The sequence below is a fragment of the Streptomyces sp. NPDC050161 genome, assembly GCF_044460025.1.
In the GTDB taxonomy this organism is placed as follows: Bacteria; Actinomycetota; Actinomycetes; order Streptomycetales; family Streptomycetaceae; genus Streptomyces.
Window position 1 is genome coordinate 1 of sequence record NZ_JBITJM010000032.1, and the last position, 26,731, is coordinate 26,731.

22 protein-coding genes and 2 pseudogenes are annotated in these 26,731 nt (G+C 71.3%); 13 read left to right on the plus strand and 11 right to left on the minus strand.

Annotated features, from left to right (window positions below; genetic code table 11):
- Window positions 1-1,310, minus strand: a 1,310-nt coding sequence (locus ACIBK8_RS33120) for an aminotransferase class V-fold PLP-dependent enzyme (protein ID WP_399046094.1), incomplete at its 3' end; no start/stop codon positions are given.
- A 550-nt stretch (window positions 1,311-1,860) separates the two neighbouring features.
- Here ACIBK8_RS33120 and ACIBK8_RS33125 point away from each other — a divergent pair.
- The 9 genes from ACIBK8_RS33125 (at window position 1,861) to ACIBK8_RS33165 (ending at window position 13,410) form a co-directional block, all read left to right on the plus strand.
- Window positions 1,861-2,793, plus strand: a complete 933-nt coding sequence (locus tag ACIBK8_RS33125; RefSeq protein WP_399046095.1) for a ParB/RepB/Spo0J family partition protein — start codon at window positions 1,861-1,863, stop codon at window positions 2,791-2,793.
- Between the two features lie 1,693 nt (window positions 2,794-4,486).
- A complete protein-coding gene (locus ACIBK8_RS33130; RefSeq protein ID WP_399046097.1) occupies window positions 4,487-5,536 on the plus strand; it encodes an NAD(P)/FAD-dependent oxidoreductase in 1,050 nt (349 codons plus the stop codon).
- Window positions 5,533-5,832, plus strand: coding sequence for a 2Fe-2S iron-sulfur cluster-binding protein (locus tag ACIBK8_RS33135; protein ID WP_399046098.1), 300 nt, complete (start codon window positions 5,533-5,535; stop codon window positions 5,830-5,832). The genes ACIBK8_RS33130 and ACIBK8_RS33135 overlap by 4 nt, the downstream gene beginning before the upstream one ends.
- Window positions 5,833-5,935: 103 nt before the next feature.
- Window positions 5,936-6,688 carry a hypothetical protein gene (locus tag ACIBK8_RS33140; protein ID WP_399046099.1) on the plus strand — a complete coding sequence of 251 codons (753 nt, stop codon included), beginning with the start codon at window positions 5,936-5,938 and terminating at the stop codon, window positions 6,686-6,688.
- A 66-nt stretch (window positions 6,689-6,754) separates the two neighbouring features.
- The gene (locus ACIBK8_RS33145) at window positions 6,755-8,272 is read left to right on the plus strand and encodes an acetyl-CoA carboxylase biotin carboxylase subunit family protein (protein WP_399046100.1); all 1,518 of its coding nucleotides are present in this window, start codon (window positions 6,755-6,757) and stop codon (window positions 8,270-8,272) included.
- On the plus strand, window positions 8,269-9,594 hold the full coding sequence (locus ACIBK8_RS33150) for an acetyl-CoA carboxylase biotin carboxylase subunit family protein (RefSeq protein WP_399046101.1): 1,326 nt from the start codon (window positions 8,269-8,271) through the stop codon (window positions 9,592-9,594). The genes ACIBK8_RS33145 and ACIBK8_RS33150 overlap by 4 nt, the downstream gene beginning before the upstream one ends.
- The gene (locus ACIBK8_RS33155; RefSeq protein ID WP_399046102.1) at window positions 9,591-10,859 is read left to right on the plus strand and encodes an acetyl-CoA carboxylase biotin carboxylase subunit family protein; all 1,269 of its coding nucleotides are present in this window, start codon (window positions 9,591-9,593) and stop codon (window positions 10,857-10,859) included. The genes ACIBK8_RS33150 and ACIBK8_RS33155 overlap by 4 nt, the downstream gene beginning before the upstream one ends.
- Window positions 10,856-11,755, plus strand: a complete 900-nt coding sequence (locus ACIBK8_RS33160; RefSeq protein ID WP_399046104.1) for an EamA family transporter — start codon at window positions 10,856-10,858, stop codon at window positions 11,753-11,755. Before ACIBK8_RS33155 ends, ACIBK8_RS33160 begins: the two co-directional genes overlap by 4 nt.
- Entirely contained in the window at window positions 11,755-13,410 is a 1,656-nt protein-coding gene (locus tag ACIBK8_RS33165; RefSeq protein WP_399046106.1) for a DUF885 domain-containing protein, read from the plus strand. Before ACIBK8_RS33160 ends, ACIBK8_RS33165 begins: the two co-directional genes overlap by 1 nt.
- A gap of 292 nt (window positions 13,411-13,702) precedes the next feature.
- Here ACIBK8_RS33165 and ACIBK8_RS33170 read toward each other — a convergent pair whose 3' ends face one another.
- Window positions 13,703-14,161 carry a winged helix-turn-helix transcriptional regulator gene (locus ACIBK8_RS33170; protein ID WP_399046107.1) on the minus strand — a complete coding sequence of 153 codons (459 nt, stop codon included), beginning with the start codon at window positions 14,159-14,161 and terminating at the stop codon, window positions 13,703-13,705.
- Between the two features lie 84 nt (window positions 14,162-14,245).
- Here ACIBK8_RS33170 and ACIBK8_RS33175 point away from each other — a divergent pair, with 84 nt between their 5' ends.
- A complete protein-coding gene (locus ACIBK8_RS33175; RefSeq protein ID WP_399046109.1) occupies window positions 14,246-15,487 on the plus strand; it encodes an MFS transporter in 1,242 nt (413 codons plus the stop codon).
- A 246-nt stretch (window positions 15,488-15,733) separates the two neighbouring features.
- Here ACIBK8_RS33175 and ACIBK8_RS33180 read toward each other — a convergent pair whose 3' ends face one another.
- The gene (locus ACIBK8_RS33180; protein WP_399046111.1) at window positions 15,734-17,221 is read right to left on the minus strand and encodes a hypothetical protein; all 1,488 of its coding nucleotides are present in this window, start codon (window positions 17,219-17,221) and stop codon (window positions 15,734-15,736) included.
- Between the two features lie 437 nt (window positions 17,222-17,658).
- Here ACIBK8_RS33180 and ACIBK8_RS33185 point away from each other — a divergent pair, with 437 nt between their 5' ends.
- On the plus strand, window positions 17,659-18,021 hold the full coding sequence (locus tag ACIBK8_RS33185) for a class I SAM-dependent methyltransferase (RefSeq protein WP_399046112.1): 363 nt from the start codon (window positions 17,659-17,661) through the stop codon (window positions 18,019-18,021).
- Between the two features lie 451 nt (window positions 18,022-18,472).
- Here ACIBK8_RS33185 and ACIBK8_RS33190 read toward each other — a convergent pair whose 3' ends face one another.
- The 3 genes from ACIBK8_RS33190 to ACIBK8_RS33200 all read right to left on the minus strand — a co-directional run bounded on the left by ACIBK8_RS33190 (window position 18,473) and on the right by ACIBK8_RS33200 (window position 21,461).
- Complete coding sequence (locus ACIBK8_RS33190) at window positions 18,473-19,687, minus strand: MFS transporter (protein WP_399046114.1); 1,215 nt, start codon at window positions 19,685-19,687, stop codon at window positions 18,473-18,475.
- 145 nt (window positions 19,688-19,832) lie between these two features.
- Entirely contained in the window at window positions 19,833-20,411 is a 579-nt protein-coding gene (locus ACIBK8_RS33195) for a TetR/AcrR family transcriptional regulator (RefSeq protein WP_399046116.1), read from the minus strand.
- 189 nt (window positions 20,412-20,600) lie between these two features.
- On the minus strand, window positions 20,601-21,461 hold the full coding sequence (locus ACIBK8_RS33200; RefSeq protein WP_399046118.1) for a helix-turn-helix domain-containing protein: 861 nt from the start codon (window positions 21,459-21,461) through the stop codon (window positions 20,601-20,603).
- A gap of 420 nt (window positions 21,462-21,881) precedes the next feature.
- Between ACIBK8_RS33200 and ACIBK8_RS33205 the strand changes: the two genes are divergently transcribed.
- Complete coding sequence (locus ACIBK8_RS33205) at window positions 21,882-22,826, plus strand: NAD(P)H-binding protein (RefSeq protein ID WP_399046120.1); 945 nt, start codon at window positions 21,882-21,884, stop codon at window positions 22,824-22,826.
- A gap of 49 nt (window positions 22,827-22,875) precedes the next feature.
- Here ACIBK8_RS33205 and ACIBK8_RS33210 read toward each other — a convergent pair.
- Window positions 22,876-23,106, minus strand: a pseudogene (locus ACIBK8_RS33210) (zinc-binding dehydrogenase); the annotation flags it as partial.
- Between ACIBK8_RS33210 and ACIBK8_RS33215 the strand changes: the two are divergent.
- Window positions 23,003-23,317, plus strand: a pseudogene (locus tag ACIBK8_RS33215) (avidin/streptavidin family protein); the annotation flags it as partial. The pseudogenes ACIBK8_RS33210 and ACIBK8_RS33215 sit on opposite strands and share 104 nt — an antisense overlap.
- Window positions 23,318-23,402: 85 nt before the next feature.
- On the opposite strand, the gene ACIBK8_RS33220 reads toward ACIBK8_RS33215, so the two are convergent.
- The 4 genes from ACIBK8_RS33220 to ACIBK8_RS33235 all read right to left on the minus strand — a co-directional run bounded on the left by ACIBK8_RS33220 (window position 23,403) and on the right by ACIBK8_RS33235 (window position 26,678).
- On the minus strand, window positions 23,403-24,083 hold the full coding sequence (locus tag ACIBK8_RS33220) for an energy-coupling factor ABC transporter ATP-binding protein (protein WP_399046122.1): 681 nt from the start codon (window positions 24,081-24,083) through the stop codon (window positions 23,403-23,405).
- Window positions 24,080-24,649: a biotin transporter BioY gene (locus tag ACIBK8_RS33225; RefSeq protein WP_399046124.1), complete on the minus strand. Its 570-nt coding sequence runs from the start codon at window positions 24,647-24,649 to the stop codon at window positions 24,080-24,082. The genes ACIBK8_RS33220 and ACIBK8_RS33225 overlap by 4 nt, the downstream gene beginning before the upstream one ends.
- 165 nt (window positions 24,650-24,814) lie before the next feature.
- The gene (locus ACIBK8_RS33230) at window positions 24,815-25,471 is read right to left on the minus strand and encodes an energy-coupling factor transporter transmembrane component T family protein (RefSeq protein ID WP_399046126.1); all 657 of its coding nucleotides are present in this window, start codon (window positions 25,469-25,471) and stop codon (window positions 24,815-24,817) included.
- A 10-nt stretch (window positions 25,472-25,481) separates the two neighbouring features.
- Entirely contained in the window at window positions 25,482-26,678 is a 1,197-nt protein-coding gene (locus ACIBK8_RS33235; protein WP_399046128.1) for a thiolase family protein, read from the minus strand.
- Window positions 26,679-26,731: the final 53 nt, after the last annotated feature.

Sequence of the window (26,731 nt, forward strand, 5' to 3'; positions counted from 1 at the left end):
AGTGCTTTGTTGATGTCGTGGGGGGTGTTGATGATTCCGGCGGAGAAGCGTGTGTGGGGGGTGTGGTAGGGGGTGGTGCTGGCGATGACGTGGTGGTTGCGGAGGGTTTGGACGACGGTTTTGGGGGTGTGGCCGTGGACGTCGAAGCAGACGAAGCCGGCGGAGTGGTGGGGGTTGAGGGGGGTGTGGAGGGTGATGTGTTTCATGCGGGCGAGGCCTTCTTTGAGTTGGCCGTTGAGTTCGAGGATGCGGTTGTGGATGCGTGTGCGTCCGATTTGTTGGTGGAAGTGGAATGCTTCGATGGTGGCCCATTGGTGTTCGTAGGCGAAGAAGCCGCCGGGGCTGATCCATGAGGCTTGGGTGGGGCCGGTGGGGGGTCGTTCTTCTCGCCAGGCGTCTTCGGGTTCTTTGGCCATGATGCTGGGGATGGTGGGTTGGAGGAGTGCCCAGTTTTCGGGTTTTGCCCAGATGATTCCGGTGCCGTGGGGGCCGAGGATCCATTTGTGGGTGCCGGCGGAGAAGAAGTCGCAGCCCATGGTGGCGACGTCTTCGTCGATGACGCCGAAGCCGTGGACTCCGTCGACGACGAGGAGGATGCGGTTTTTTTCGGTGCGGTGGCGGTTGAGGTCGGCGATGGTGTCGGCGATGCGGGCTATGGGGAGGCGTACGCCGGTGTTGGAGTGGACCCAGGTGACGCCGACGACGCGGGTGTGGGGGCGTATGGCGGCGCGTATCCGGGCGATGGCTGTGTCGGGGGAGAAGTTCAGTGAGGATTCGTAGAGGGGTATTTTGCGTACGCTGGCGCCCCATTTGTCGGCGGCCAGGCGCATGGATTCGTGGTGCGGGTAGAATTCGTGGGTGGTGGTGAGGATTTCCTGGCCTGCTGTGAGGCGCAGGCCGTTGTAGATGAGGGCGAGTCCCATCGTGGTGCTGCTGGTGAGGGCGATTTCGTCGGGCTGTCCGCCGACGTATTCGGCGGCGGCGGCGCAGACGTCGCGCCACTTCATGTCCTCGTCGCGTTCGAACATGTTGTCGTCGAGGAAGTTGTACGGGTTTTCGTCGAAGCCCTTGCGGTATTTGGCGATGGCCTCGCGGACGGGGGCCGGGTTCGAGGCGAAGAAGAAGTTCGACAGGTGTGCGAGGTCGGGGTCGAGCAGGAACTGGGCGCGGACGGACTTCCAGTCGTGCGGTATGAAGGGCTGGGGTGCGGCCTTCTGTGCGGCGGTGGCGATGTTTCCTACGGACCCTAAGGCCAGTGAGGAAGCCGCGATGCCGGAGCCGGCCAGGATTTTGCGACGTGAAAGAGGCACGATTACTCCTCTATGAAGGGTTACGCAGTGACTGCGTATCGCCGGATGAAGACAGGTGTGGTGTGTCGAAGCCGCTTTTTCCGGGGTTCACTATCGAAGGATCCCATTCCGCCTGTCAAGGGCGTTATCCGAAACCCCGGACGTGAAATGTTGCGTGTTCGTGAAGATTCGGCGGCGTGTCCGCGGGCTGAACCGGCAGCGTCTTGTGCGGGAACTGTCCGGGAAGTCAGGAGTGTGTGCGGGGTGCGGATCGCCGTGGCGGGCGGCTGGATCCGGACGGTTGCCGGGATCGTGTGAACCGGGTCCGGATGCTCAATGGCGGGGCGGGCGGCGGGGAAACCGCCGGCTGGTGCTCCGGGGTGGTGGTGAAGGGGCCCGGGTGGGCTTGACGGATCACGATCATTGATCGTTAACTTCGATCGTTAACTATTTCCTATCTATCTGTCATATGACAAGAGGGGGAGTGGTGGGGGCGTTGGCATACTTATTAGAGACAACCGCTCTGGACATCGGGGCGTCGGTGGGGGGCGGGTGCGCCGAGGTCCATCTGGTGCCGGTCGCTTCCCTGGTGGCTGCGGATTCGCCGCGTCTGGGCGGGCTGAGCCGGGAGCATGTCGAGGTGCTCGCCCAGCGGGATATCGCGCCGATCCTGGTGCACCGGGACACCCAGCGTGTGGTCGACGGGATGCACCGCCTCCAGGCCGCCCGCCTGAGGGGGGAGCGGGTGATTCCGGTCCGGTATCTGGACGGGCCGGTCAGTGAGGTTTTCCTTCACTCGGTGGCGGCCAATGTCACCCATGGCCTGCCGCTGACGCTCAAGGACAGGAAGGCCGCGGCCGGGCGGATCCTGGCCTCGCACCCGGACCTGTCGGACCGCGCCGTCGCGCGGATCACGGAGCTGTCCCCCAAGACCGTCAGTGCGGTGCGCCGTTCTTCGACTGAGGAAGTTCCTCAGTCGAAGGTCCGGGTCGGGGCGGACGGCCGCTCCCGCCCGCTCGATGCGGCGCGGCGCCGGGAGGCGGCACGCGCTTTCCTGGCCGAGCATCCCGGCGCCACGCTCCACGAGATCGCCGCCAGCGCGGGGGTGTCGGTCAGCACCGCGTGCGAGATCCGGCAGCGGATGCGGCGCGACACGCAGGCCCCCGCGCCGCCGCGCCTGCGGGTCGCCCGCGAGGGCCGGGACTGGAGCCGGCCGGAGGGCACCGCGGCGCCCGCGGACAGCCAGGGCCGGGAGTGCAGCCGGGCGCAGCGCATCGAGACCCTGGCCAAGGACCCCTCGCTCCGGTTCACCGAGTCCGGGCGCGCACTGCTGCGCTGGCTCAACGAGCGCGCGCCGGATCTGGAGGCGGGCCGGCAGCTGATGGCCGCGGTGCCGCTGCACTGCGCGGTCGCCGTCGCGGATGTGGCCAACTCCTACGCCCGGGAGTGGCAGCGCTTCGCCAGCGCCCTGGACCAGGCCGTCGGCGACGCGGTCGAGGGATAGACGCGCCGGAGCGGGACGACGTCCAGCGCACCGCCGGGGCCGGGATACACCGCCGGCGACCGCCAGCCCCCGGTAACGGCAAGGACCCGCCGACGACGACAAGGGCGCTCCGGCGAGGCAAGGATCCTCCGGCGACGGGCGAGGACCCGTCAGCAATGGCAAGGCACCTCCGCCGGCGAGGACCCGTCGGCGACGGGCAAGGACCTTCCGGTAACGACAAGGATCTGTCAGCGACGGTGAGGACCCGTCGGCACCGGCAAGGGCGCTTCGGTAACGACAAGAACCCCTCAGCGGTGGCAAGGGACCTCCGGCGACGGCAAGGGCGCTCCGGCGAGGGAAGGATCCTCCGGCGATGACGAGGATCCGCCGGCAACGGCAAGGGCGCTCCGGCGACGGGCAAGGACCCGTCAGCAATGGCAAGGGACTTCCCCCGACGGCGAGGGCCTGTCGGCGATGGCAAGGGCGCTTCGGCAACGACAAGAACCCGTCAGCGACGAGGATCTGTCGGCGACGGCAAGGACCCACCTGCGCCGACGAGACCCGTCGGCGATGGCAAGACCCTTCCGGTAACGGCAAGGATCCGTCAGCGACGGTGAGGACCTGTCGGCGATGGCAAGGACCTTCTGGTAACGGCAAGGCCCCACCTGCGCTGACGAGACCCGTCGGCGAGGGAAGGATCCTCCGGCTATGACGAGAATCCGTCGGCGACGACGAGGACCCGTCGGCGACGACGAGGACCCGTCGGCGACGACGAGGACCCGTCGGCGACGACGAGGACCCGTCGGCGACGGCAAGGCCCCTCCGGTAACGACAAGGACCGGTCAGCGACGGCAAGGCACCTCCGCCGGCGAGGACCTGTCGGCGGTGGCAAGGATCTTCCGGTAACGGCAAGGATCTGTCAGCGACTGTGAGGACCCGTCGGCAACGGCAAGGGCGCTCCGGCGAGGGAAGGATCCTCCGGCTATGACGAGAATCCGTCAGCGACGGTGAGGACCCTCCGGCGACGGCGAGGACCTGTCGGCGGCGGCAAGGGCGCTCCGGCGACGGGCAAGGATCGTCAGCAATGGCAAGGGACTTCCGCCGACGGCGAGGGCCTGTCGGCGCGGCAAGGACCTTCCGGTAACGGCAAGGCCCCACCTGTGCTGACGAGACCCGTCGGCGATGGCAGGGCCCCTCCGGTAACGGTGAGGATCCGTCAGCGGCGGCGAGGACCTGTCGGCAACGGCAAGGACCTTCCGGCAACGGTAAGGATCCGTCAGCGCCGACGAGACCCGTCGGCGACGGCAAGGCCCCGTCGGCGACGGCAAGGCCCCGTCAGCGCCGGCAATGGCCCGCCTGTGCCGACAAGAATCCGCCTGTGCCGGCATTGGCCTGCCTGCGATGGCAAGGACCTGCCGGCGCCGGTAAGGCCCCGTCCTGGTCCGCCTCGTTCCGGAATGGGGCTCGTAATTCCGTCCATGTATATGGACGGGCGGAGTTCCGGATCCTTTTCTTGACGGCATGATCAGAACGCTGAATGATGAAATCGCACTCGGCGGTATATTTCCTCCGGCCGGGCATGGACCCCGAAAAGACTCCTCGTGATAACCGGCCGGACGGCTGCGGGAGCGAGGCAGTGAACTGTTCGACCGGACATGGAATTCGACCGAACGTCAAAGGGCCTGGAGTTCAGAATGAATCAAGGGGGGCTCAAGTGGAGACGACCGTAGTCGGCGCGGAGACGAGCGTGGACGTGGCCGTCGTCGGTGCGGGGCCGGCCGGCCTGTACGCCGCTTACTGTGCGGGATTCCGGGGGCTTTCCAGCGCAATAGTCGACGCACTTCCCCAGCCGGGCGGCCAGATAGCGGCCCTCTATCCGGAAAAGAAAATCTATGACGTCGCCGGCCATGCGGGCGTGCGGGGCCGGGAGCTGATCGACCAGCAGGTCGCCCAGGCCGCGCCGTTCCATCCGCGCTACCTGCTCGGCAGGACGGCGGCCTCCCTGACCCCCGACCAGGACCAGGGCCAGGGCCAGGGCCGGGGCCGGGGCCGGGGCCGGGGGGCGGGCTGGACGGTCGCCCTGGAGGACGGCGGGCGGGTGCGTGCCCGGGCCGTTGTGATCGCTGCCGGGCTGGGCCGCTCCGTCCCGCGTACCCTGCCCGGCCTGCGGCCCTACGAGGGGCGGGGCGTGGCCTACCACGTGCCGCGCCTGGAGGAGCACCAGGGCCGTGACGTGGTGATCGTCGGCGGCGGCGACAGCGCCGTCGACTGGGCCCTGGCCCTTGCCCCGCTGGCCCGGTCGGTGACCGTCGTCCACCGGCGCGCGGCCTTCCGCGCCCACGAGCACAGCGTCAAGCAGATGTACGCGGCCGGTATCCGCGTGCTGACCGAGGCGCAGGTGACGGCCTGCACGGGCGCCGGCCGCCTGGAGGCGGTCCGCGTGTCCAGCGGCGGGGAGGAGCTGGTGCTGCCCGCGCAGGCGCTGGTCGCGGCGCTGGGTTTCATCACCAGCCTCGGCCCGCTCGCCGACTGGGGCCTTGGGGTGGAAAACCGCCAGATCACGGTCGACCGGGCGATGCGCACGAACCTGCCGCGGGTCTACGCCGTCGGCGACATCTGTACCTACCCCGGCCGCGTCCCGCTCATCTCGGTGGGCTTCGGCGAGGCGGCGACCGCCGCCAACCACGCCGCCCTCGAACTGCGTCCCGGCTCCCGCCTCGCGCCGGCGCACTCCACCGACCCCGACACCGCCCCGCTGTCATGACCTTCAAGAAGCTGGTCATCCTCCCGGCGGGAGCCGAGATCCTGCTGCCCGCGGATTCCCCCCTCACCGAAGTCGAGTACGAGAGCACGCAGCGGCTCATCCCGTTCGGATGCCGTTCCGGCTCGTGCGGCGCGTGCGTCGTCGAGGTGCTGGAGGGCTTCGAGGCCCTCGGCGAGCCCGACGACGACGAACTCGACTTCCTCGAAGACCTCGGCCGGACCGGCGGAGGCCACCGCCTGGCCTGCCAGTGCCGGCTGCGGGGCGACGCGACCGTCCGCGTCGCCGACGACATCTGACCCGCTCGCCCGGACGTCCGAGCCACGCTCGCACCGAACGCCGAGCACCCATGAAAAACCCGCACAAATCACACCACACGAGAAACACGAGAAAGGTGACACCATGCCGAACCGCGTGACCAACGCCGGCTACGGGGACCGCACTCCGTTCCTCAACGCCTCTGCCTCGGCCAAGCTGCGCGCCGAGATCGACGAGGTCCTCGACCAGCAGGTCCTGGAGTGGTACGCCAACGTCCCCGAGGCCGCACACCTCGAGGGCAAGGACGTCGACTCCGAGTACTACAAGCGCAACCTGATCGAGACCGCCTGGCGCATCCGGCTGCTGCGGGTCTCCGAGGCCAAGGCGCTGGTGGAGATCGCCAAGCGCAGCCCGGAGGCGGCGCAGGTCTGGGCCAACTACGAGCAGGAGGAAATGCTCCACGACGAGCTGTTCATCACCGACCTGGCGAAGGTGGGGGTGACGCGTGAGCAGTTCCTGGCCACCGAGCCCTACCTGTCGACGAAGCTGCTGACCGGGTACTTCTCCTACCTCCTGGACCACGAGGGCCCGCTCGGCGTCGTCGCGTACTCCTACCTGGTGGAGTACGTGAACGTGAAGCTGGAGCCCAAGAAGCTGGAGGCGCTCAAGGGCTCGGTCGGCGAGAGCAACATCGGCGGCCAGATCAACCACTCGCACACCGACATCAACGACGACCACCCCGGCGAGGTCTGGGCGGCCGTGCGCCACCTGCTCCAGAGCGACGACGACGTCGCCGCGTTCAAGCGCTACCTCCGCGAGCACCAGTCGATCCTGGCGCAGTACTTCGAGGAGCTCTACCTGGACACCATCGCCAAGGCCGAGAAGCAGCCGGCCTGAGTCCTGTCCTGACAGCGGGGGCGCGGCGCGAACCGCCGCGCCCCCGCCCGCCGGTGAGGAGGCCGGATGAGCATGGAAAACGCCAGGGGAGTGCTGCTGCTCAGCCATGTCGGGTTCTCGTTCATGGAGGACCTCGCCGCCGTGGTCAGGGCGCGGGGGCTGAACGTCTACGTGCTCAGCTCGCTGCCCGAGCCGCAGCACCAGCAGTCCAGGCCCGGCGCGCTGGCGGACCTCGCCGACGACGTCCGGGTCAGTGCCGGGCACGTGCTGGGCCCGCACGACGTCGAGGACTACCTCGGCCATCTCAAGACCGCCGGCACGCAGGTGCTGGGCTGCCTGACCGTCTGGGAGGGCTACCGGCACCTGATGGCGCTGGCCAACGCCCGCCTGGGAGTGCCGGACCTGGAGGAGAAGCAGGTCCTTGAACTGCGCGACAAGCTGACCCTGCGCAACCGTCTGGCCGACGCCGGCCTCAGCCGGGGCCGGGCCTCAGCCCTCACCCCCGCAACGCTCGCCGCCTGCCGGCGCGAGGGCGGGCGGTACTTCATCAAGCCGGTCAGCGGCATCGCCTCGTTCGGCGCGTTCCCGCTCACCCCCCACACGACCTGGGCCGACCTGGAACGCATCGCCGCCGAGGCCCGCTCCGACACGGTCTACGCCAGCGCCTTCACCACCGACCCGGACCCCACCGGCCCCGCCGGCCCCGCGGGCCCGCACTCCGGCACGGCCGCGGACACGGCCGCAGCCGCGGGCAACGCCGCACGGCCGGACACGGGCGCAGCCCGGAACACAGCCCGGAACGCAGACCACGGCGCAGCCCGGAACACAGCCCAGCCCACAGCCCAGAACGCGGGTTTCGGGATGGAGTTCCTCATCGAGGACTACGTCCCCGGGCAGGAGTTCAGCTTCGAGGTCATCGTCGCCGACGGCACGCCGCACGTGGTCGCCGTGCACGAGAAGTGCGAGGTGACCGAGACGGCGGGCACCGTCCTGGAGAACGCCTGCGTCAGCCCGCCCACCAGCCTGTCCCGGCAAGAGACTGCCGCCGGCCTGCGCTGGGTGGCGAACGCACTGGAAACCCTCGGCCTGCACTGGGGCTGCTTCCACATCGAGGCACGCCACACCCCCGACGGCTGGGACCTGATCGAGATCAACCCGCGCGTCGGCGGCAGCCTGATCTCGCCCAGCGTGGCCGCCCTGACCGGCGGCACCGGCCTGCTCGACCTGTGGCTGGACTCCCAGCTCACCGCCGGCCGGCCCGGCGCATTCCGCCAGAGACTGAAGGACCTGTCGTTCGCGGCGGACGGCACCACCCCCAGCCCCGAGGCGACGTTCTTCCGCGTCTTCTTCGCCGACCCCGGCACCATCCGCCGGACGGCACTCAACGACGACCTCCCGCTCAAGCCGGCCCTCTCCCACGTCATCCTGGGGCCCGGCGACGTGGTGGAGTCCTCCTCACGCGAGGTGTTCTTGGGCCAGGTCCTGTGGCACATGGACCTCGCCGGCCGCGAGAGGGTCCTCGCCGGCCTGCTGCCCGCATCCGAGCACGCGATCGAGATCGAGTACGAGACGGAGCACGGATGACCAGGCCGATACTCCTCATCGTCGACTACAACCTCAGCCGGATCGACGAGGTCCGCCACCTGCGCGACCACGCCCGCGCACGCCACGGCGCGACGGTGATCCTCATCCGCGCCGACCCCACCGACGCCGACCACGCCATGGCCGACGAGGTCATCGACCTCGACCCGCTGCGCGACGACTTCGCCGAGATGGGCGAGAAACTGCTCGGCGACCGGCGCGGGCAGATCCGGGCGGGCATCGTCTTCTCCGACAACGCCGTACGCAGCGGCGCCGCCCTGCTGGAGCGCCTGGGCGTCCCGGTCGACTCACCGCAGCTGGCCGAGGGCGCGTTCTCCAAGTACCGCCACCGCCTGGGCGAGGCACGCGTCGCCGACCTGCTGGCCGCACAGCGGATCATGGTGCCGGCCTTCGCCGAGATCGCCTCGCTCGACCAGCTGCGGGACTTCGCCCGCGACCACCGCGAGGGCTTCGTCGTCAAACCCGCGGCGGAGGGCAACAACCGGGGCGTCGTCGTCGTCCGCCACGGCGACGACCTCACCGCGGCGTTCGCCGAGGTCCTGCCCTACCTGGAGGGCGGCGTCATCTGCGAGGAACTCATCCCCTACCGGCGCGAGTACTCCTTCGACGGGCTGGGCCCGCTGGCGTTCCTCACCGAGAAGATCAGCGCACGCGGCCGGTACCCCGTCGAGATCGCACAGGTGCTGCCCGCCGGCGTCGACGAGCACGAACGCGCCACGCTGGAGCGCGCGGGGCGGCAGGCGAACTGGCTGGTCGGCCAGTGCGACGGGCCGTTCCACAACGAGATCAAGCTCAGCGACGACGGACTGCGCGCCGGGGTCGTGGAGCCCAACCGGCGGCCGGGCGGGATGAAGATCTGGTCACTGGCCCGCTGGGTCTACGGCATCGACCTGCACCACCGCTGGGTGGACGCGGCCTTCGGCACGGCCGCCGACGCGGGACGGCTGGTGCCCGGCTGCTCGGCGGCGACGGTGATGCTCGGCGTCGGCAGCGACCGCTCCTTCTGCCCCCGCGACGTCGCACCCGGCACGGACCCGTTCGCCGACGCCGTGCACGCCACCGCCGAACGCTTCGGCCTGGCCGAGGGCGAGCTGACCGTCACGGAGTTCTCCTGGCTCTCGCCCGAGCGCCGCGACCTGCACGCCGTCGCCCGCGACAACGCGGACTTCGCCGCCCAGGGCTGCATCGTCCTGCGCGGCGACCGCGCCGACATCCGCACCGTCGTCCACGCGCTGCGCGACGCCTGGTCACACGCCCTGGACCGGGCCCTCGCCCTCCCCGCACCCCTCAGGAAGGCCCGATGAAGATCCTCGTCCTGCACCGTGTGCCCTACTTCAAGATCGAATACCATCGCGGGATGTCCCACGACCGGCACGAGGTCACGTACTTCGGAACCGACCGGGCGTTAGCCACCCTGCCGCCCGACCTGCGCTGCGAGAGGGTCAGCCGGCCCGGCACCCGCCCGGCCTTCGACGAGGCCCTGGACTGGCTGGCACAGCAGCCCCGCCACTTCGACCGGGTCATCTCGGTCTCGGAGTACGAACTGCTCGACGCCGCCCGGCTGCGCAAGCACCTGGGCGTGGCGGGCGCACCGGTGGACCAGGTCGCGCTCGCCCGCGACAAGGTCCTGATGAAGCAGGCGGTCCAGGACGCCGGCCTGCGGGTGCCGCGCTTCCTGCCGCTGCCCCGCTTCCTCGCACAGGGCGGCCAGGTCCCCTGGCACGGCCCGACCGTCCTCAAGCCGCACCGCGGCGCCTCCAGCGAGGACGTGCTCGTCTTCGGCACCCCGCAGCAGGCCGCCGCCGCGCTCACCACACGCCGCACCGGCGTCGCCGGCCTCGACGCCGGCCGCGGCCTGGACGACTTCGAGGCCGAGGAGTTCGTCTCCGGCCCGATCCGGCACTACGACGGCCTGGTGCAAAGGGGCGAGGTCCTTCTCCTGAGCGCGAGCGAGTACGTGGGCACCTGCCTGCAGTACGCGCAGGGCTCGCCGATGGGCTCCTTCCAGATCGCCCTGGACGACCGGACACGCGCCTGGGTCTCACGCGCCCTGGCCGCCGTCCGCATCGAGGACGGCAGCTTCCACCTCGAAGCGATCGTCCACGAAGGGGAGTTGGTCTTCCTGGAGGTCGGCAACCGGGTCGGGGGAGCCGACGTGGTGGCCACCGTGGAGCTGGCCACCGGCGTCCACCTGCCCTCCTACGAACTGCGCATCCTGCTGGGCGAGCCCGTCGCCGGGACACTGCCCGCCCCGCCCGCCGACCGGCGCCGCTACGGCTGGTTCGTCCACCCCGGCCACCACCTGGCCGGGCAGGAGTTCCAGGCCCTGGAGGGCGCCGCGGCATTCCGCGCCGGCCCCCGCGTGGTCACCTGGAACGAACTGCCCCCCGGCGCACCGCTGCCCGACCACATCACCTACCAGGCCGGGGAGACGGTCCTCGCCGGGATCGTCGCCTGCGACACCCCCGAGGACACCCGGGACTGGATCACCGGCCTGTTCGGCTCCCTCTCGGTCCGCACCCGCCCGGCCGCCTCCATATCTCCATCTCCGGAACAGGTCTCTGCATGAAGAAACAGCACATCCTGCTCGCGGTGCTCGTCACCGCGATCTGGGGCCTCAACTTCTCGGTCATCAAGATCGGGCTCGAAAGCGTCGACCCGCTCATCCTGGCCGGGATCAGGTTCGCGCTCAGCGCACTGCCCGCGGTGTTCTTCCTCAAGCGGCCCCAGGTGCCGTGGCGGTACACCATCGGCTACGGGCTGGTCTTCGGCGTCGGCCTGTGGGGCGTGGTGAACCTGGGCATCAAGGCCGGGGTGTCGTCGGGGATCGCGTCGCTGGTGCTGCAGTTCAGCGCGTTCTTGACGATCGTGCTCGGGGCCGTGGTCTTCCGCGAGTCGCTGTCGCGCTTCCAGTACCTGGGCATCGCGGTCGCCCTGGCCGGCCTGGTCTCGATCACCTTCGTCACCGACGGCACCGTCACGATCGCCGGCGTCGCCCTGGTGCTGTTCGGCGCCATCGCGTGGAGCGTCGCCAACGTCATCCTCAAGAAGGCCGCACCCAAGGAAATGCTGGCGTTCCTGGTGTGGTCGAGCCTGTTCTCCCCCCTCCCGCTGTTCCTGCTGGACCTCGCCGTCAACGGCACCAGGGGCTTCGTCGAACTGCCCCACCAGATCGGCTGGGCGGCCATCGCCTCCCTCCTCTTCCAGGCCTACCCGAACACCGTGCTGGGCTACGCCGTGTGGAACTGGCTGCTGCGCGAATACCCGGTCTCCACCGTCGCCCCGCTCTCCCTGCTCGTCCCCGTCTTCGGCGTACTGGGCTCGGTAGTGATCTTCAACGAGGCGCTGCCCCCGCTCAAACTGGTCGCCGGAGCACTGATGGTCATCGGCCTGGTCATCGGCCTGTACGGCAAACGCCTCACCGAGTCCCAGCTCGCCACCCGCCTCCCGTCCGTGAGCCGCTGATGAGCGCCCTGAACGCACTCGCCGACCGCTACATGGACGAGATGGCCGTCCTCGACCCCTGCCTGGCCTCGATGATCGGCATCGCCGGGCAGGAGCAGCGGCTGACCGACTTCGGCCCGCAGGCGGCGCAGGCACGCACCGAACTGGCACGCCGCACGCTCAAAGCACTCGAGGCCGCACCGGTCACCGGCGACGCGGAGCGGATCGCGGCGGCCGTGCTGCGCGAGCGCCTGGCCACCGAGGTGGCCCTGGCCGACGCCGGCGCCTACGCCACGCTGCTGGACACCCTCGACGGGCCCGTCCAGCGGATACGGCAGACGCTGGGACTGCTGGACCAGGGCGCCGACACCGCATGGGAGGCACTGCTGGCGCGGCTGCGGGCCGTGGCCGCAACGCTGGCAGGACTGCGCGAAAGCCTCCAGGCCGCCCGCCGCGCCGGCCGCATCGCGCCGCGCCGCCAGGTGATCCGCAACGCCCAGGACTGCCGGGACATGCGGCAGTACCTGGCGGGGCTGCCCGCCGGGCACGGCGACGGCGCCCTGCGGGCCGCCCTGGAGGAGGCCGCCGCGGCGGCCAACCAGGCCCTGACCGGGTTCGCGGCCTACCTGTCCCAGGAACTGGCCCCGCACGCACCCCAGTTGGACGCGCTGGGAGGGGACCGCTACCAGCTGGGCGTGCGGGAGTTCCTCGGCACCCACCTGGACCTGGCGCAGACCTACGCGTGGGGCTGGGACGAACTGGCCCGCGTGCAGCGGGACATGGCCGCCGCGGCGGCGCAGATCGCGCCCGGCGAGCCGGTGCCCGCGGTACTGGCCGCGCTCGACAGCGACCCGCGCCACCAGGCGAAGGGGGCGGCGGCGTTCCGCGACTGGATCCAGGAACTCGCCGACAGCGCCATCGCCGACCTCGACGGGACGCACTTCGCGATCCCCGCACCGCTGCGGCGCATCGACTGCCGCATCGCCCCCGCCGCCAACGGGCCCGCCTACTACCTGGCGCCCAGCGAGGACCTCTCCCGCCCCGGGACGGTCTGGTGGCCGCTGACCGACCCCGACGCGCCGATCTCCACGTGGACGGTGCCGAGCACGATGTTCCACGAAGGCGTCCCGGGCCATCACCTCCAGCTGGGCGTGACGACCCTCAACACCACCACCCTCAACCGGTTCCAGCGGCTGTCGTCCGAACTGCACCCCGGACACGTCGAAGGGTGGGGCCTGTACGCCGAGCGGCTGATGGACGAACTGGGCTACCTCGCCGACCCGGCACACCGGCTGGGGATGCTGGCCGGCGGGCAGCAGATGCGCGCCGCGCGCATCGTGCTGGACATCGGGCTGCACCTGCAGCTCCCGATCCCTGCGGGCACCGGGTTCCACGAGGGGGAGCGGTGGACGCCGCTGCTGGCCCGCGAATTCCTCACCGGGCACTGCGGGCTGGGCCCGCCGGGGTTCGTCGACTTCGAGATCGACCGGTACCTGGGACGCCCCGGGCAGGCCATCGCCTACAAACTGGGCGAGAAGGTCTGGCTCCAGGCACGGGACGAGGCCCGCCGCCGCGACGGCGCCGCATTCGACCTCAAGAAGTTCCACCACCACGCCCTGGACCTGGGACCGATGGGCCTGGACCTGCTGCGCGCCGAACTGGGCCGCACGCACTGACCCGCCGGGCGTGCCCGGGGAGGGCCGGTCCGGGGAGGGCCGGTCCGGCGGGCTGCCGCGACGCCACGGCAGCCCGCCGGGCACGCCCCGCGTCGCCCTGAGCCGTCAGCACACCGGGAGCCGGGCGCCGGGAGCCCGGCCGGCCCGGCGGCGTCCGCGCGCCCGGCGGCGTCCGCCGCCCGCCCTGTGCACACACCGGGGCCGGCGGCGAGAGCCCCCCGCTCCTCCCTCGGACGGCCCGCACCGTCCCGCTGCGCAGACCCGCCGCCACGGCGCCGGGTCCTGCTGAGGTCTACCGGGTCCTGTGCACGTGGGTGGTGTCGGCGCCGAGGGGGGTGCCGTCGGCGCCGGTCGGGGCGATGTCCGGTACGGGGGTGCCGTGCTCGTCGACCAGGGTGGAGTGCATCTCGCCGGGGGCGAAGGCATGGCGTTCTCCCCACTGCCGCAGGGTGAGGACGACGGGGAAGAGGTCGCGGCCGGCGTCGGTGAGCACGTATTCCTGGCGGCGGCCCGAGGGTGCGGTGCGCTGGGCGAGGAGCCCGTGGGCGGTGAGCTTGCGCAGCCGGTCGGTGAGGATGTTGCGGGCGATGCCGGTGCGGCGCTGGAACTCGGTGAACGAGCGCGTCCCGTCCATCGCGTCGCGGATGACGAGCAGGCTCCACCTGTCGCCGACGAGGTCGAGGGTGCGGGCGACGGGGCAGTCGGGGTCGGTCCAGTCGGGGTTCGGGGCGCGCATGGTGGTGCGCGGCATGACACCTCCCAGTTGAGTTGCGGATTGAAACCATCATGCCGTAACGTCAAAGCGGTTGCAATCTGCTACTGATTGGGGAGTTCGATGAACGTGTGGCGGCGGTTGCTGCTCGCGGTGGTGTGCGGTGTCGCGGTGGCGAGTATCTATGCCGCTCAGCCGGTTCTGGAGGTGATGGGGCGCGACCTCGGCTTACCGGCACAACTCAGCGGATGGATCGTCTCGACCGGCCAGTTCGGCTATCTCGCAGGACTGCTGCTGCTGGTCCCGCTCGGCGACGTGGTCGCCGACAGGCGCCGGCTCATCGCCGTGCACCTGGCGGTCACCGCGGTGGGCATGATCCTGACGGCCGCGGCGTCCGCCGCATGGATGGCGTTCGTGGGCCTCGCGGCGGCCGGGGTGTTCGCGGTCGTGGTGCAGACCACCGTGGCCTACGCCGCGTCGGTCTCGCCACCGGCCGAACGCGGACGGAACATCGGCGTCGTGACCTCGGGCGTCGTGGTCGGCATCCTCGGCGCACGCGTCGTGACCGGCTCGCTCGCCGAGGTGTGGGGCTGGCGGAGCATCTACATCGTGCTCGCGGTCCTGTCCATCGGCCTCGCGGCCCTCGTCCTGGTCGGACTGCCATCGGAGGAGCGCACCAGCCAGCCTTCGGGATACCGGCAGGCCGTCGCCTCCATCGGCTACCTCTTCGGGCAGCGCACCTTCCTGACGCGCGGGCTCATCGCGTTCTTCCTGTTCGCCTCGTTCGGAACCCTGTGGAGCGGCTTGTCCCTGCCGCTGGCGGGCTCGCCCTGGCACCTGAACGAGAGCCAGATCGGACTGTTCGGCATCGTCGGGCTCGCCGGCGCACTCGGCGCGGCACGCGCCGGACGCTGGGCGGACGCGGGACGGGCGAGGCTGGTCAGCGGCATCGCACTCGTCCTGCTCATCCTCTCGTGGGCGGGGATCGCGCAGCTGCCGTGGACCCTGTGGTTCCTCATCGTCGGAATCGTGGTGCTCGACTTCGCGGTCCAGGCCGTGCACGTGAGCAACCAGCACGTGCTCACCTCCGCCTTCCCCGAACGCCTCAGCAGCGTCATCGGCAGCTACATGGTCTTCTACTCACTCGGCTCCGCCCTCGGCGCCGCCGCAACCACCGCCCTCTTCACCAGCCACGGCTGGGTGGGCTCCAGCATCCTCGGCGCCGGATTCGCGGCCTGCGCACTGATCGTCTGGTCGACCGACAGGCGCCGCCCCCTCGCCGGCGCGAGCCCCCGGCCCGAGAAGGCGGACACGCGCCAGGCACAGGAGGAAACCCAGGGCACCGGAGCCGGACAGGCCCTTTGAGCACCCCCTGGCCCCCGTAGCCCCAGGCCCGGGTCTTCTTCCCGCACCGCACGGAACGCGCGGCGGGAAGAAGACCCGGGCTGAGCTGTGCGGACGCACCGGCTCACCGGACGGTCCGGCCCGGCCCGGCTCGGCCAGGTCAGGTCGGCTCCGGCCACCACGGACGGGCCGGCGGACGCCACCGGCACCGGCATGGGCCCCGGCGGCACGGCACCCGGCGCACCCGGTGCGCCCGGTGCGGCGGTCCTAGTCGGTGACGGTTTCGCAGTCGCCGAAGTCGGCGCCGCTGCTTGCCCTGCCGCAGGTGTCGTCGCCGTCGCCGCCGTCGACGCCGACCATGACTGCCCTGCCGTGGAGGGTGAGGGTGTCGTCGCCGGCGTCGCCCGCGAAACGGGCGTTCAGGGACGTGCCGCGGTCGGGTTGGCCTGCGGTCCCGACGGTGACGGTGTCGTCGCCGTCGAGCATCTGCCCACCGCCCCGGATGCCGGCCCCCTGCACCGCGTAGACGTTGTCGGTCGTGCCCTCTCCCAGGCTGAGGGCGATCCTGTCGGCGCCCGCACCGCCTTCCACCGTGTCCGGGATGTCGGACGGGATGTCGGAGAAGCCGACAGCCGCTGGTCCGGCCTCACTTGAGGAGGAGCCGTTGCCGCCGGTGACAAAGAGGCGGTCGTCGCCCCCGTCCCCGCGCACCGTTCCCGCCAGTGCGATGCCGCCGGGCCGGTCGGGGAAGATGCTGCTGGCGTTGGTGCCGCCGTTGCCGCCGGTGAGGGTGAGGGTGTCGCCCGCCTCGAAGTCCAGCAGTCCCGGCACCGGATCCCCGCCCGCCACGACACCCGCAGGCGCGACCGCGGATCCTGCGAATCCCGCGTTGCCGATGCCGGAGTTGGCGGCGCCGTTGCCGCCGGTGGCGGTGATGGTGTCCCCGCGTGCGCCGCCGGACACCATCCCGGCCACGGCGCTGCCGCTGCTGCCGCTGCTGCCGGTTTCGCCACCGCTGGCCCCGACGCCGCCGTCGCCGCCGAAGACCTCGATGGTGTCCGCCCCGTCCCCGGCGTCCAGCGGGGTGTCCAGACCTGGATCCCCGCCGTGCACCGCGCCGGTGAAGACACCGTCCGCGCCGACCACGCCGTCCCCGCCGTCCGCGCCGGGGCCGCCGTTGCCGCCGCGGACGGTGACGCCGTCCGCCCCTGCCCCGCCCCGGACCTCTCCCCAGACGCCGTCCCCGGCCGCAGTCGCGGCTCCGACGTCCGGGCTGCCGCTCCCGCCGGCCAGCGTGAGGGTGTCGTCGCCGTCGCCGCCGTGGACCAGGCCGCCCTCGGCCACAGCCTGGCCTCCTGAGATGTTGACGGTGCCCGTGCCGGCGCCGCCGGTGACGGTGAGGGTGTCATCACCCGCACCACCGCGCACGGCTCCCGACACCCCGTCCCTCTCCACCACCACGTCCGCGGACCTGCCGGTGACCGTGACGGTGTCGTCGCCGCCGCCGGCGTCGATCTGGCCGGCCACCTTCCCGTGCACGGTGATCCGGTCGTCGCCGCCCAGACTGTCGATCACCTGCCCCGCCGCAACCCCGTCACTGCAGGTGATCACGTCAGGCCCGGCCGTCGCCGCCCCCGTGCAGCCCGGCGGCAGCGCCGCGTGCGCCACCCCCGCCCACAGCAGCGGCGACAGCCCCACCAGACCCACCGCCAGCACCCGTCCCACGACCCGCGCCGCCCTCGCCCGCCTGTTCATCCGCACCCTCACCCGCCCTCTCGCCACACACGCCCCGCCGGACCGGGAAGCGGCCCGTCCCGCCGCTCCGCGCCTGTGATGCGGCTGATCTCGCAGAGCCGGGCCTGCGGAGCCCGGACAGCATGCCCCGCAGACGGCTTCGGACAGCGCGCTCCTCCGGCAGACAGAGCTGGACCGCTCATGCTGCGCGGGCACGGCCGTCAGGTCACGCCCTCCCGCACAAAACCACCGGATCGACGGAAACGGCACAAGTACGGGTGACACCGCACCCGCCGGCCCGCACGACGACACCCTCACCCTCACCCTCACCGGCGGCAACGGCGGCACCAACTCCAGCAGCATCTTCCCCGACCGTGAACCCGTGGGCGCCGCGGCCCTCACGGGGAAGGCTCGGCAGCAGGCACCGAGAGCCGGTGCTTCGCAGCGAGGAGCAGCCCGTGGCGCCGGGAGCGGCATACGACGAGAGCGCAGACTGGTACGAGCAGGAGTTCCTCGGCGGGCAGCGGTCAAAGGCCGCGGAGCCGGAGGCGGAGGCGGAGGCGGCGGAAGCGGACGGCAACCCCCTCAGCCTCGGCCGCGTCCTGCGCGACCTCCTCGGTGAAGGCAGCGGCACCTGTCTGGAGATCGGCTGCGGCACCGGCGTTCACGCCGCCGGTGTCAGGGAACTGGGGTGGACCCCCGTCGGCGTGGACCTGTCCGCAGGGATGCTGCGGCACGCCCGGGGCCGCCTGCCCCTCGCCCTGGACGATGCCGGGCAACTGCCCTTCCGGGACGCTGCGTTCCCGCTGTCATCGCCATGATGGTCCACACCGACGTGCCCGCATACCCGGCGGTGCTGCGGGAGGCGGCCCGGGTGCTGCGTCCTGGCGGGGTGTTCGTGCACGTCGGTGTCCACCCCTGCTTCTGCGGCGGCTTCGCCGACCGCCGCGATCCCCGCGCGGTGGTGATCCGTCCCGGCTACCTCGACGGTCACTGGACGAAGGCGTCCTGGACGGATAAGGGGGTGCGTGACAAGGTCGGCGCCACCCACCGTCCGCTGCCGGAGCTGCTGCACGCGTTCCTCGACGCGGGCCTGGCATGCGAGAGGTTCGCAGAGGCCGGCGAGCCGGCTCCGGTCGTGCTGGCGCTCCGGGCACGGAAAAGAGCACCGGGCCCCAGACCCTCCGTCACACACCGGACTGAGCCGCACAGTCCGGGCACGGCTGCCGCACCCGGCGCCCCACGGCGCCACCGCGGCAGCCGCCCCGTGCGTCAGAGGCAGGCAGTGGCTTTCTCCCGCTGTGCGGCGGCGTCCCGCACCGGTCCGGCGGCTCCGGCGGCTCCGGCCGTCCGGCGGCGGCCGGTGACGGCGGCGAGCAGCAGGGCGAGGAGGGCGCCGAGCGCGAGGAGGGCGCCGGTCCACAGGGGAGCGCGGTAGCCGCCGGCGTCGACGCCCCAGCCGGCGAGGGAGGTGCCCACGGTGACGCCGGTGCAGATCGTCGCGGTGTTCATGGTGTTGACCAGCGAGCCGCTGTTGGCATGCCGCATCACGCGGGCGGCCATGGCCGGGTTCAGCGGCAGCCCGACCAGGCCGAGCAGGAAGAGCAGGACGAGCGAGGCCGCCTGGTTTCCGGCCGTGAGGCCGTAGACCGCGAGCAGCACGGTCAAAAGGGCGCCGCCGCCCCACAGGACCCCCATGGTGTGGGAGTCGGCGAGCCGTCCGCTGATGATGTTGCCGATGACGGTGCCCACGCCGTACAGGACGAAGAGCAGGGGGACGGTGCCCGGGGAGAAGCCGCCCAGCTCGGTGAGGATGGGGGAGAGGTAGGCGAAGGCGGCGAACACCGCGCCGATGAGCAGGGCGTTGGTCCCGTACGCCGTCCAGAGCCTGCCGCTGCGGAACACGGCGAGTTCGGAGCGCAGGCTGACGCCCTGGGGGGCGGGCATGTGCCGCACCAGGGCGATGACGAGCACCAGGCACAGGGCGACGAGGGCGTCCACGGCCCAGAAGCTGGCCCGCCAGCCCAGGTGCTGGTCGACGAGGGTGGCGAGCGGCAGCCCGGCCACGTTGGCGATCATGAACCCGCCGAAGATCACGGACAGGGCGCGCCCGGCGCGGTCGGGGCCGACGAGACCGGCTCCGGCGGACGCGGCGATGCCGAAGAAGGCCGCCGTGGCGAGCGCCGTGACGATCCGGGCGAGGACCATCACCCCGTAGGTGGTGGCGAGCGCGCCGAGGGTCTGCCCGGCGAGGAAGAGCACCATCAGGCCGGTCAGGGCACTCTTGGGCGGGGTGCGCATCAGGGCCACGGTGAGCAGCGGCCCGCCGATGACCATGCCGAGCGCGAAGACGGTGACCAGGTTGCCCGCGGCCGTGATGGAGACATCGAGGTCCTGGGAGAGCGCCGGGAGCAGCCCGGCGACCATGACTTCGGTGGTGTTCAGGCAGAACACCCCGAGCCCGAGGACGAAGACGGCGAAAGGCATGGGAGATCAGCCTCCCCTTCTGTGGTGTCAGGAACGGAACGTGCGGAAGAACGAAGAACGCAAGTAATGGAATGGTCGTTAAAAAACTGGGCCCGAAAAAGCGCGACGCCATGTCGCCGCCGCGCCGGCATCCGGCCCGGACGCCTCAGAGAGCGGACAGCGCCCCTTCCGCGATGTCCACCAGCACCTGCCGGTCCTCATACGCCCTGCTCAGGACACGCAGACCGTAGTACGCACTCATCAGATGGCGCGCCGCGCTGCGCGGCGACCGCGCCGTGCCGAGTTCACCGGAGCGCTGCCCTTCGGCGATCACGGCCTCCAGCATGTCCTCGACGCGGGCGAAGTGCCGCCGCACGACCGCCTTCACCTCGCTGTCCGAAGCCGCCATCTCCATGGCGGAGTTGATGGCGAAGCAGCCACGGCGCCGGTGCCCGGTCAGGTCCTCGTCGACCGCCCACATCATGAGCGCACGCAACCGGCCCTTCACGGGCCCCGGCCCCTCCAGGAACTCCTGCTGCACGGCGGTGCCCGTCTCGTAGTACGCCCGCAGGGCACGCAGGAACAGCTCGTGCTTGCTGCCGAAGGTGTTGTAGAGACTGCCCCGGCCCAGACCGGTACCCGCGCAGAGGTCTTCGGCCGAGGTCTCCCGGTAACCCCGGTCCCAGAACACCTCCATCGCGGCAGCCACCACGCGGTCCTCTTCGAACTTCCTCGGCCTCGCCATGACAGGGAACGTACCCGTTATGGAACAGGCAGTCAAAAAGTGTGCGGAGCCGGCACCGCCGCGCCCGGCGCGAGCGAGGAGCCCGGCCCGGCGGCACCCGTCCCACCCGGCCCCGACGCGATGAACACAGCACACCCCTTCAGCGTCAAAACCCCTGATACCAGGACGAGTTGGAACGCCAGACGGCGTTCACACGGGGCCACGACCGCCGGACGGCAGCGCCGGGGACGCCAGGCGGAGCAGGGCGTCCGAGGTCGCGTCGTCCGCTGGATGGAAGGCCCAGATCCTGTGGCCTTCGCTTCCCGGCAGTTCCAGGACGTGCTGGTCGAGTGCGAGCGATCCGGCCCTTGGATGCCGGAACAGTTTGCGGTCGATCGTCTTCTCGTAGAGGTGGTGCCCGCCCCAGGCGGCTCTGAAGACATCGCTGTGCGCGGCCAGTTCCTTCACCAGCTGCGCCAGACGGGCCGGCCTCGCTCCGGAGGAGCCGGCCTGCGCGCGCAGGGCCGCCACCACGCAGCGGGCGAGTTCGGGCCACTCGGTGAAGAACGCCTGCGCTCCGGGAGCGAGGAAGACCAGGCGGGCGTAATTGTCCCGGGGGACCAGCCCTTCGTGCAGAAGAGCGCCGGGTGTGTTGCTGTCCACGATGTCGAGCCACCGGTTCACCAGCAGGGCAGGCACCGCCATGGAGCCGAGCAGCCGGCGCACGGCATCCAGACGATCCGTGTCCATGCAGCGCACCTCCCCGCCGACGGCAGCCCCGGCACCGGACAGTTCGCGCAGGTAACGCGCTGCCACGTCGTCCAGCAGCAACGCCTGGCACAGGCCCTTCACCACCGCGCGGGACGGCCGGCGCTCCCTCCCCTGTTCCAGGCGCACGTAGTAGTCGGTGCTGATCCCGGCCAGGAACGCCACTTCGTCCCGCCGCAGTCCGGGCACCTGGCGCTGTGCCCCCGGAGCCAGCCGGTGATGTTCAGGCTGCACCCGATTCCGTCGGGCACGCAGGAAAGCCGCCAGTGGTCCGCCGCTGCTGTGCCCCCTCGAAACCGTCATGCCACCAGTGTAAGGACGAGGCGTTCACCGGAGGCGGGCTGAGCGGCCGTGCGTCACCACCGCCGCTCAGCCCTCCGCACAACGCCGCGGAGACCAGGACGCGCAGCGCACCGATGCCGCCCCAAACCGCCGGCCCGCCGGTGACCGCACCACCCCGCCGGAACGAAACGGGCCGCCCCCTCCGCAGCCAAGAGGCCCGGCCGGCGCCGACGGGCACGGCCGGTTCCCGGGGTGGGTGCACCGCTCCTACCCGCCCGGTCCGCCGCGTGGCTAGCGTGCCGAACACCTGCCCAAAGGCCCGGGCCCAGCCGAGCCACGGCCCCGATTCCCCTGCCCGCCCCGGGAGCGACGTCAGGCACCACGTGCGGGCGGCTGGCTTCCGGCACCAGTACAGAACACCAAGGAAAGAGAGATACGCCGATGTTCGTCATCACCGGTGCCGGCGGCCGCACCGGACGTGCCGCCGCCATGCACCTGCTCGCAGCCGGACACCGCGTCCGCGCCGTCGGCCGGTCGGCCCAGCGGCTCACCGGCCTTGCCGCACAAGGCGCCGACGTGCGGGAAGCCGACCCGGCCGACCCGGCCGCACTGACGGAAGCCTTCCGTGGCGCGGAGGGCATCTACGCGGTGATCCAGCCCAACTACATCCCCGACCACCCCGACTTCGGCGCCTTCCAGGACCAGGTGGCAGCCTCCCTGACGACGGCAGTCACCGCCTCCGGCGTGACCCGCGTCGTCGGGCTCAGCAGCTGGGGAGCCCGGCACCCCCAAGGCACCGGACCGGTCACCGGACTCCACCGCTTCGAACAGCGCCTCTCGACCGTCCCCGGAGTCGACACGCTGTGGCTGCGGGCCGGCTACTTCATGGAAAACCTGCTGGACCACATCGGCACCGCCAGAGCCCATCACCGCATCAGCGCCCCCTTCGACCCCGACATCCCCCTGCCCTTCGTCACCACCGCCGACGTCGGGGCCCGCGCCGGGGAGGAACTCGCCACCGGGACCTGGCACGGCACGCAGGTCCTGGAACTCCAGGGGCAACGCGACGTGAGCATGCGGGAAGCCGCAGGCGTGATCGCGAACGCCGTGCGTGCAGACGACTTCACCTACCAGCAGACCAGCCTCGCCGGCTTCCACGCGGAACTCCGCAGCAAAGGAGTGTCCGCCAACGTCGCGGACATGATGGCCGAGGTCGCCGAAGCCGTTAACTCCCGCTGCGCACGCACGGAACAGCCGCGCACCGCCCGCACATCCACCCCCACCTCCATCGAACGGTTCATCGAGGAAGAATTCGCCCCCCGGTACCGCGCAGCCCGACCGGACGGAAACCCCCGGCAGGGCCCACCGCGCGGCGGAGAACGATGAGCGCTGCGGGTCTCACCGGGGCCTCGCCCACGCGGGGCCCCACGACGGGTCAGACGGTGAGGACGAGCTTGCCCTGGAGGTGACCGCCGTCGAGCAGCCGGTGCGCGTCGGCGACGCGCTCGAACGGGAACGTCTCCTGCACGTGGACACGGAGCTTGCCCTGTTCGACGAGTGCGACGAGACCCCGCAGCGCGACCGGATCGGGGTCGACCGCGATGCCGCTGAAACGCATACCGGCCGCCTCGTACATGGCGACGAGCCCCGCATCCCCCTCGGCCACCACCTGGAGCGGGCAGTACGCCGGCGGCACCCACGAGCAGATCACCACGCAGTGGCTGCTCACCTCCGGCACCACCACGGCCGACGCGTGGAAATCGACGCTGGTCGGGCACGACGAGTTCACGAAGGACAAGCCCTCGGCCGCCGCCGTCGCGAAGGCCCGTCAGATGGGCGCCACGTCCGCCGACCCCTTCGAGGCCGCGCAGAACTGACCGCGCGCCCGCCGCACCGCACCGGACAGCCGTCCGGCCGGTGCACCGCACCCGGGCCGGACGGCCGCCCACGGCCAGTGCCCGGCTACAGCGGCGGATGCATGGCGAGATAGGCGGCGATGCTGTCCTCGGGCCTGCCGTCGGCCACGACCCGGCCCTCGTCGAAGACGAGTACCCGGTCGAAGGACTCCAGCAGTTCCAGGTCGTGCGACACCACCACGACCTTCTGGTCGAGTTCACCGATGAGCTTGGACACCCGGCGCTTGTTGCGCAGGTCCAGCATCGTGGTCGGCTCGTCGAACACGACGTAGCGCGGGCCGATGACCATGACAGCCGCGATCGCCAGCATCTGCTTCTGGCCACCGCTGAGCAGGTGCGCCGGGTGGTCACGCAAGCCGCTCAGACCGTACGCATCCAGGGCGTCAGCCACCCTTTTGTCCGTCTCCTCCTTGCCCAGGCCGTGCCGCTTGAGCCCGAAGGCGAGGTCCTCGGCGACGGTCGGCATGACGATCTGGATGTCCGGGTCCTGGAAGACGAAACCGACCAGGCGGCGTACGGCCCGCCCCTTCTTCCGGGTGTCGAGACCCTCCACCCTGACCTGCCCGGCCGTGGGCACCTGCAGACCGTTCAGCAGCCGCGCGAAGGTGCTCTTGCCCGAGCCGTTCGAACCGATGACGGCGACACGGTCCTCACCGAGCGTCAGATTGATGTCCCGCAGCACCTGACGGTCCCCGAACCGCTGGCTCACCGCCTCGATCTCGATCACGCCTGCACGTCCTGGACCCGGTCCTGACGCTCGATCATCGGATAGGCCCGGCGCACGGCGACGGCGGCCAGCGAACCGATCACGACCTTGGCGATGTCACCGGGAAGGAAGACCACCGAACCGGTGACCGCCTTGCCGAACGCCAGGTGCCCGGCAACGGCCATCCACGGGATGCCGATCACATACAGCACCAGCGCACCACCGAGGAAGTTGCAGGCCAGCGCGGTCCACAAGGTGTAGCGGTCCCACAGGCGCTCGGTCAGCCAGCCGATGACGAACGCCCCCAGGGGATAGGCGAGGACGAAACCGCCCGTCGGCCCGAGGATCACACCGAGGCCCCCGCGACCGCCCGGCAGCACCGGCAGCCCGACCACGACCAGGACCACGAACAACAAGATCGCCAGGCCGCCCCGGCGGGCCCCGATGACCGACCCGGCCAGGACGACGCCCAGCGTCTGCGACGTGATCGGAGCGGGCACGAGGGGCAGTTCGATGAGAGGGAACAGCCCCAGCACGACCATGATCGCGGCGAATAACGCGATCTGAGCGATGTCTTTGTTGCGCACATGAACCCCCTGGGTCGAACAGTGTGTGTTCCGGCGGGCCATCGTAAGGCGCAGCCCGCCCCGGGCCTCCTTGGGCCGCGACGAGGCGTGCCCCACGACCCCGCGACCGCAAGGCCCCAAGACCTCACCCGGCGGGAAGAGGCACCCGGGGAAACCCGCCGTACGTCAGGTGCCGGAACCGGCAGCGGCCTTGCGCCGGCGCTTCCCGCGCCGGGAGGAAGACCGCTCGTCCGGGTCAAGCCCCCGGGCATCCAGCGCCTCGCCCAGCCCGTCCGCCAGCCGCAGCGTCTTGACCAGCAACGGGGTCAAGAAGGCCGCGCTGCGCTCCACGCCCCGCGCACGCTGCGCGGCACGCACCTGGTCGGCCTGCTCCTTGATCACGGGAATGAACCGGATCGTCATCGCCACCACGAGACCGATCCGCTCCGGCCTGACCCCCCAGGGCGCCAGCGGACGCACCAGGCCCTCGACCGCCGCGATCATCGCCGACGTACGGGTCGTCAGCGTCACCAGATGGGCCAGCATCACCAGGAGCACGATGCGCTCGCCGACCAGGACAGCGGTCCGCCCGCCGGCGAGGACCAGCTGGGCGGCCACCAGCAGCGCGGCGAACGGCAGCACCGTGAGCAGCTGCCGGACGGCGGTCCGCCACGGGATCCTGGCCAGCGCGAAACACAGGCAGACCACGGCCAGCGCCCACCCGAGAACGCCCGGCGAGCGGACGAAGAAGACCACCGTGCCCACGGCGAAGAGGAGCAGCAGCTTCACACCGGCAGGCAGGGCATGGACCGGCGTACGCGCCTCGTGATGGAGGCTCAGCACGGTGCCGCCCTCATGCCGTGACCCGCTCGAAGAGGGCGGCGATACCCTGGCCGCCCGCCGCGCCCAGGGTGGCCAGGCCGTACCGGGCGGTCGCCGCCGCCGGGTCCACGGTCCCGAACATGTCGGCGAACAGGCGGGTCACCAGCACGGCACCCGACGCACCCCACGGGTGCCCCAGGGCGATCGCGCCGCCGCCGCGGTTGACCCGCTCCTCGGGGATGCCGAGCTCGTCCAGACACGCCAGCACCTGCCCGGCGAACGCCTCGGTGAACTCCACCACGGGGATGTCACCGAGGCCGATACCCGGATTGCGCCCGAGCAGCGCACGGACGGCCGGTACCGGTCCCCAGCCGAGGATTTCGGGATCCACCCCGGTCGTCGTGGAGTCGACGACCCGCAGCCCCCGGGACAACCCGAGCTCCCGGAACTTCCGGTCGGAGACCACCGCGACCATCGCCGCCCCGTCATTGACCGGACAGCAGTTGCCGGCCGTCACCGTGCCGCCCTCGACGAACGCCGGGCGCAGCCGGGCGAGCCTGTCCAGGCCGGTGTCCGGCCGCGGGCACTCGTCGGCCGTCACCGTGAGCGCACCCGCCCTGCCCACCCGCACCTCGACGGGCACCAGTTCACCGTCGAACCGGCCGGCGCCGGCAGCGGCCAGCGCCTTGCGGTGACTGTCCAGCGCGTACCGGTCCTGCCGCTCCCGGCTGATCCCGCCCTTGCGGGCGACGTTCTCCCCGGCGACCCCCATGTCCAGATCCCCGAACTCGGCGGGAACGAAGTGCGGACGGTACTGGAAGGCGGGGATGCCGTGCAGGGCGGCGGGGCGCTCCACCCGCCACGGCGCGGTGCTGGCGCTCTCCGCGCCTCCGGCGAGGACGAGGTCCGCGGCACCGGCCGCCACCATGCGGGAGGCGAGGCTGACCGCCTCCAGGCCACTGCCGCACTGCCGGTCGATGGTCAGGCCCGGTACGCCGGTGCCGAGGCCCGCGGCGAGCGCGGCGTACCGGGCCGGATTGCCGCCCGACCCGCCCGCGTTCCCCACGATCACGTCGTCGACATCGTCGCCGGTGATGCCCAATTCGGCCACGAGGGCGGCCAGTACGGGCACGAGCAGGCCATCGATCGTCGTCGTGGCGAAGGCACCGCCGACCCGGCCGATGGGCGTGCGCCGGGCCGCCACGACGAGGGGACGCACGGCGTTCACCGGACCCCTCCGGGAGTGCCCCGGCCTCCAGGCAGAGCCGGAACCGGACCCCT